Annotated in this window: 5 protein-coding genes; all 5 read left to right on the forward strand. The window is 68.4% G+C overall.

Annotation, left to right across the window (positions count from 1 at the left end; translation table 11 throughout):
- Positions 1 to 756: PQQ-binding-like beta-propeller repeat protein (locus JWP65_RS16485; protein ID WP_299765671.1), on the forward strand; the 756-nt coding region annotated here is incomplete at its 5' end.
- Between the two features lie 102 nt (positions 757 to 858).
- A complete protein-coding gene (gene der / locus JWP65_RS16490; RefSeq protein ID WP_299765673.1) occupies positions 859 to 2,196 on the forward strand; it encodes a ribosome biogenesis GTPase Der in 1,338 nt (445 codons plus the stop codon).
- Between the two features lie 131 nt (positions 2,197 to 2,327).
- Positions 2,328 to 2,594 (forward strand): RNA chaperone Hfq, encoded by a 267-nt coding sequence (hfq, locus tag JWP65_RS16495; RefSeq protein ID WP_299765675.1) that lies wholly within the window; start codon positions 2,328 to 2,330, stop codon positions 2,592 to 2,594.
- 66 nt (positions 2,595 to 2,660) lie between these two features.
- A complete protein-coding gene (gene hflX / locus JWP65_RS16500) occupies positions 2,661 to 3,836 on the forward strand; it encodes a GTPase HflX (protein ID WP_299765677.1) in 1,176 nt (391 codons plus the stop codon).
- Positions 3,837 to 3,881: 45 nt separating this feature from the next.
- On the forward strand, positions 3,882 to 5,155 hold a 1,274-nt coding region (gene hflK, locus JWP65_RS16505; protein ID WP_299765679.1), incomplete at its 3' end, for an FtsH protease activity modulator HflK.

The following is a 5,155-nucleotide window of genomic DNA, read 5'->3' on the forward strand; positions in this document are numbered from 1 at the left end:
CTGTGGCGCCAGAAGCTGCCGGCGCTGTCGTACACGCCGCCGCTGGTGGGCGGCGCGCGCGTGTTCGTGCTGGCGGCGGACCGTTCGGTGGCCGGCTTCGACGGCCAGACCGGCCGGCGACTTTGGACCCAGCAGCGCCCGGGCGAGCCGCTGGTGCTGCGCCAGGCCGGCGTGCTGCTGGCGGTGGGCGACACGCTGGTGGTGGGGCAGGGCGGCCGCATGGCCGGCGTCAACCCCACCAACGGCAGCATCCGCTGGGAAGTGGCCATCGCCACGCCGCGCGGCATCAACGACATCGAGCGGCTGGCCGACCTGGTCGGCGGCGTCAGCCGCGGCGGCAACGTTGTCTGCGCCCGGGCTTTCCAGGCCGCAGTCGGCTGCGTCGACGCCGAGCGCGGTGCCCTGCTGTGGACGCAGCGGGCCAACGGCTCCGACGGCGTGCACGGCGACGAAGCCAACGTTTTCGGCAGCGAAAACGACGGCAAGGTCGTCGCCTGGCGCCGCGACAACGGCCAGCGCGCCTGGGTCAACGAGCGCCTGCTGCACCGCGGCCTGGGCACCCCGCTGGCGCTGGGCCGCTCGGTGGTGGTCGGCGACGACTTCGGCTTCGTGCACATGCTGTCGCGCGAGGACGGCTCCCTGCTCAACCGCCTGGCCACCGACGGCTCGGCAATCGCCGCCGCGCCCGTCGTGGCCGGCAACACCCTGGTCATCGTGACCCGCAACGGAGCCGTCTACGGTTTCGTCCCGCAGTAAAAATATGTTGACCCCCAAGCTTGCGACCAAGGCCGCTGCGCCGCCCCCTGAGGGGACGCTCGTGCCCTGGGACAGCCCGGCGACACTCGAATTGAAGGCCCCATGAAGCCAGTGATGGCGCTCGTCGGGCGCCCCAACGTCGGGAAATCGACCCTTTTCAACCGGCTGACCAAGTCGCGCGACGCCATCGTCGCCGACTTCGCCGGGCTCACGCGTGACCGTCACTACGGCAACGCCAGGCACGGCCGCTACGAGTTCATCGTGATCGACACCGGCGGCTTCGAGCCGGATGCGGAAAGCGGCATCTACAAGGAGATGGCCAAGCAGACGCAGCAGGCGGTGGCCGAGGCCGACGTCGTGATCTTCGTGGTCGACGGCCGCGGCGGCCTGTCCGGGCACGACCACGAGATCGCCAAGTACCTGCGCCGGCTGGGCAAGCCGACCATCGTGGCGGCCAACAAGGCCGAGGGCATGCTGGAGGGCCCGCAGCTGGCCGAGTTCTACGAGCTCGGCCTGGGCGAAGTGCACGGCGTCTCCGCCGCGCACGGCCAGGGCATCCGCAGTCTGATGGACGCCGCGCTGGAGCCGCTGAACCTGCCCGAGGACGACGATGCCGCCGAAGCCCAGCAAAGCGGCATTACCAAGCTGGCCGTGGCCGGGCGGCCCAACGTGGGCAAATCGACGCTGATCAATGCCTGGCTGGGCGAGGAGCGGCTGGTCGCCTTCGACCTGCCGGGCACCACCCGCGACGCCATCTCGGTGCCGTTCGAGCGCAACGGCCAGAAGTTCGAGCTGATCGACACCGCCGGGCTGCGCCGCAAAGGCAAGGTGTTCGAGGCGATCGAGAAGTTTTCGGTGGTCAAGACGCTGCAGGCCATCGAGTCGGCCAACGTCGTGCTGCTGCTGCTCGACGCCACCCAGGGCGTGACCGACCAGGACGCCCACATCGCCGGCTACATCCTGGAGAGCGGCCGCGCGGTGGTGATGGCCGTCAACAAGTGGGATGCGGTGGACGACTACCAGCGCGAGCAGGTGCGCCGGCAGATCGAGCAGCGGCTGCCGTTCCTGAAGTTCGCCGAGATGCACTTCATTTCCGCCATCAAGCGCCAGGGCATGGGCCCGCTGTGGGGCTCGATCGCCCAGGCGCACAAGGCGGCGATGGTCAAAATGACCACCCCGGTGCTCACCCGGCTGCTGCTGGAATCGGTGCAGTTCCAGGCGCCCAAGCGCTCCGGCATGTTCCGCCCCAAGCTGCGCTATGCGCACCAGGGCGGGATGAACCCGCCGGTGATCGTGGTGCACGGCAACTCGCTCGAGCACGTGACCGACTCGTACAAACGCTTTCTGGAAGGGCGGTTCCGCAAGGAATTCAACCTCGTCGGCACGCCGTTGCGCATCGAGCTGAAGACCTCCAAGAACCCGTACGCCGACCAGGATTAGCCTGGCGTGCGCACCGTTTCGGCGCGACCCCTTGAAAACCCGCCATGCCGCCTGCAGATGGGCTGCAGGGCGGCAATTCCTCTGCCCGCACACACCGCCACGCTGTGGTAATGTGCAACTTCCAACCACGCTTGAACACGGAGCATATCGTGAGTAACAAAGGGCAGCTGCTACAAGACCCGTTCCTGAACACCTTGCGTCGGGAGCATGTGCCGGTGTCGATCTACCTCGTCAACGGGATCAAGCTGCAAGGGCAGATCGAGTCGTTCGACCAGTACGTCGTGCTCCTGCGCAACACAGTCACCCAGATGGTCTACAAGCACGCCATCTCCACCATCGTCCCGGGCCGTGCCGTGAACTTCACGGCGGCCGAGGCCAGCGAAGGCGCTGCGACCTGAACCGCGTTCAGCTCCTGCCTTGCGCTGCCGGCGGGCATCTAACGAGTTCCGACTCCCGGTAGCCCCTTGCCAGCATCACCCGAGCTTCCGAGCGCCCCGGCCATCCTGGTCGGGGTTGATCTCGGCCTTCCCCACTTCGATGCCGAACTCGAGGAACTGGGCCTGCTGGCCCAGACCGCCGGGCTCGAGCCCGTGGCGCGCCTGGCCTGCAAGCGCAAGGCGCCCGACGCCGCCCTGTTCGTGGGCAGCGGCAAGGCCGACGAGATCAAGGCGCTGGCCGAGCAGGTCGGCGCCACCGAGATCCTGTTCGACCAGTCGCTCAGCCCGGCGCAGCAGCGCAACCTGGAACGCCACATCGGGCTGCCGGTCAACGACCGCACGCTGCTGATCCTGCAGATCTTTGCCCAGCGCGCGCGCAGCCATGAGGGCAAGCTGCAGGTCGAGCTGGCCCGCCTGCAGTACCTGAGCACCCGCCTGGTGCGGCGCTGGTCGCACCTTGAGCGCCAGACCGGCGGCGCGGGCGTGCGCGGTGGCCCGGGCGAAAAGCAGATCGAACTGGACCGCCGCATGATCGACGACTCGATCAAGCGCACCCGCGAGCGGCTGGTCAAGGTCAAGAAGCAGCGCCAGACCCAGCGCCGTCAGCGCGAGCGCCGCGACACCTTCAACATCTCGCTGGTGGGCTACACCAACGCCGGCAAGTCGACGCTGTTCAATGCGCTGGTGAAAGCCCGCGCCTATGCCGCCGACCAGCTGTTCGCCACCCTGGACACCACCACCCGCCAGCTCTACCTGGCGCCGCCGGAGGGCTCGGAGGGCACCGGCCGCTCGGTGTCGCTGTCCGACACGGTGGGCTTCATCCGCGACCTGCCGCACAACCTGATCGCCGCCTTCCAGGCCACCTTGCAGGAAGCCGTCGATGCCGACTTGCTGCTGCACGTGGTGGACGCCTCCAACCCGCACCACCCCGAGCAGATCGAGGAGGTGCAACGCGTGCTGCACGAAATCGGCGCGGCCGACGTGCCGCAACTGCTGGTGTTCAACAAGACCGATGCGCTCGATCCGACCCAGCGGCCACGCTTGCTGGTCGACCGCTTCGAGCTGGAGGGGGTGCAGCTGCCGCGCGTGTTCGTGAGCAGCCAGCACGGCGCCGGCCTGCCGGAGCTGCGCCAGGAGCTGGCCCGGGTGCTGGCCGATGCCTCCCAGGCCCAGTCCGAGGCGCAACCCGAGCAGGCCTCCTGAGCGATTGGGCACAATGCTGCTGCCGACAACGAGAGACTCCAAAGAATGAACCTTCTTTCCCGCAGCCAGGCCTTTGCCGGGCTGAGAGACCGCATCCGGGGCATGTTCAACCTGAACGACCCCCGCTGGGGCCGTGGCGACGACAATAACGCCGAGGGCAACCGCAACGAGGGCAACCGCCGTCCGGAGAACAACGGCGGGGGCCGCGGACCCAACCAGGGCCCGCCTGACCTGGACGAGCTGTGGCGCGACTTCAACCGCAAGCTGGGCGGCCTGTTCGGCGGCAAGAAGGGCGGCGGCAACAACAATGGCGGCGGCTTCGGCGGCGGCCCCGGCAACTTCCAGCCCGACATGAAAAGCGCCGGCATCGGCGCCGGCCTGATCGCCATCGTGGTGGTCGTCATCTGGCTGGGCACCGGCATCTTCATCGTGCAGGAAGGCCAGCAGGCCGTCATCACGCGCTTTGGCAGCTACAACTCCACGGTGGGCGCGGGCATCAACTGGCGCCTGCCGTACCCGATCGAGCGCCACGAGGTGGTCTACGTCACCCAGATCCGCTCGGTCGACGTGGGCCGCGACAACGTCATCCGCAGCACCGGCCTGAAGGAATCGGCCATGCTGACCCAGGACGAGAACATCGTGGAGATCAAGTTCGCGGTGCAGTACCGGCTGAACGATGCCCGCGCCTGGCTGTTCGAGAGCAAGAACCCGCAGGAGACGGTGGTGCAGGCCGCCGAGACCGCGGTGCGCGAGGTGGTGGGCAACATGCGCATGGATTCGGCGCTGTCCGAGGAGCGCGAGCAGATCGCGCCCAAGGTGCGCCAGCTGATGCAGACCATCCTGGACCGCTACAAGATCGGCGTCGACGTGGTCGGCATCAACCTGCAGCAAGGCGGCGTGCGGCCGCCCGAGCAGGTGCAGGCGGCGTTCGACGACGTGCTGCGTGCCGGGCAGGAGCGCGAACGGGCCAAGAACGAAGCCCAGGCCTACGCCAACGACGTGATCCCGCGCGCCGGCGGCGCCGCCTCGCGGCTGGCCGAGGAAGCCCAGGGCTACCGCGCGCGGATCGTCGCCCAGTCCGAGGGCGACGGGCAGCGCTTCAAGCTGCTGCTGGCCGAATACCAGAAGGCGCCGCAGGTCACCCGCGACCGGCTCTACCTGGAATCCATGCAGCAGATCTACGGCAACGTGACCAAGATCATGGTGGATTCGCGCCAGGGCTCGAACATGCTGTTCCTGCCGCTCGACAAGATCATGCAGCAGGTGGCGCAAGGCGGCGCGGCCGCCACCGAACCGGCGGCGGCCGCACCGCCCGCCGC

Source organism: Ramlibacter sp. (genome assembly GCF_028292805.1).
Lineage (GTDB): Bacteria > Pseudomonadota > Gammaproteobacteria > Burkholderiales > Burkholderiaceae_C > Ramlibacter.